Annotated in this window: 2 rRNA genes; both read left to right on the plus strand. The window is 54.3% G+C overall.

The window, feature by feature from the left end:
• A 23S ribosomal RNA gene (locus tag QP140_RS09710) occupies nucleotides 1-1,019 on the plus strand; the annotation flags it as partial.
• A 156-nt stretch (nucleotides 1,020-1,175) separates the two neighbouring features.
• Nucleotides 1,176-1,289, plus strand: a 5S ribosomal RNA gene (rrf, locus tag QP140_RS09715); the annotation flags it as partial.

Here is a 1,289-nt window from a genome sequence, read left to right on the forward strand (position 1 = left end):
TTGTGGTCGAAGCGGAGAATTTAAGCCCCAGTAAACGGCGGTGGTAACTATAACCATCCTAAGGTAGCGAAATTCCTTGTCGGGTAAGTTCCGACCTGCACGAATGGCGTAACGACTTCTCTGCTGTCTCAACCACAGGCCCGGCGAAATTGCAGTACGAGTAAAGATGCTCGTTACGCGCGGCAGGACGAAAAGACCCCGGGACCTTCACTATAGCTTGGTATTGGTGTTCGGTTCGGTTTGTGTAGGATAGGTGGGAGACTGTGAAGTGCTCACGCTAGTGGGTGTGGAGTCGTTGTTGAAATACCACTCTGATCGTATTGAATATCTTAACCTCGGCCCATGATCTGGGTTAGGGACAGTGCCTGGTGGGTAGTTTAACTGGGGCGGTTGCCTCCTAAAGTGTAACGGAGGCGCCCAAAGGTTCCCTCAGCCTGGTTGGTAATCAGGTGTTGAGTGTAAGTGCACAAGGGAGCTTGACTGTGAGACTGACAGGTCGAGCAGGGACGAAAGTCGGGACTAGTGATCCGGCACCTACTTGTGGAAGTGGTGTCGCTCAACGGATAAAAGGTACCCCGGGGATAACAGGCTGATCTTCCCCAAGAGTCCATATCGACGGGATGGTTTGGCACCTCGATGTCGGCTCGTCGCATCCTGGGGCTGGAGTCGGTCCCAAGGGTTGGGCTGTTCGCCCATTAAAGCGGCACGCGAGCTGGGTTTAGAACGTCGTGAGACAGTTCGGTCTCTATCCGCCGCGCGCGTTGAAACTTGAGAAAGGCTGACCCTAGTACGAGAGGACCGGGTTGGACATACCTCTGGTGCGCCAGTTGTCACGCCCGTGGCATGGCTGGTTGGCTACGTATGGGAGGGATAACCGCTGAAAGCATCTAAGCGGGAAGCCTGTTTCGAGATGAGGTTTCTTTTGAGGTTCCCTAGAGATGATGGGGTTGATAGGCCAGATCTGGAAGCACTGTGAGGTGTGGAGGTGACTGGTACTAATTGGCCGACGTGTAACAAACCACACAATTGCCTTTTGGGTTGGTTGTGTGAAGCGCACACAATGTGAACTTCTATGAGGATGAAGTGCTCGCGTCTGTTATGCAGTGTCTGGAATGACACGGCACACCACACGCCTGTTGTGGGTGTGGTTGGGTGTGTGTTGTTCTGTTGTGTTTGTCGGTGGTTTTTGCGGTGGGGTCACGCCCGGTCCCTTTCCGAACCCGGAAGCTAAGCCTACCTGCGCTGATGGTACTGCACCTGGGAGGGTGTGGGAGAGTAAGACGCCGCCG

It is taken from the genome of Corynebacterium sp. UMB9976, from assembly GCF_030212265.1.
Classification (GTDB): domain Bacteria; phylum Actinomycetota; class Actinomycetes; order Mycobacteriales; family Mycobacteriaceae; genus Corynebacterium.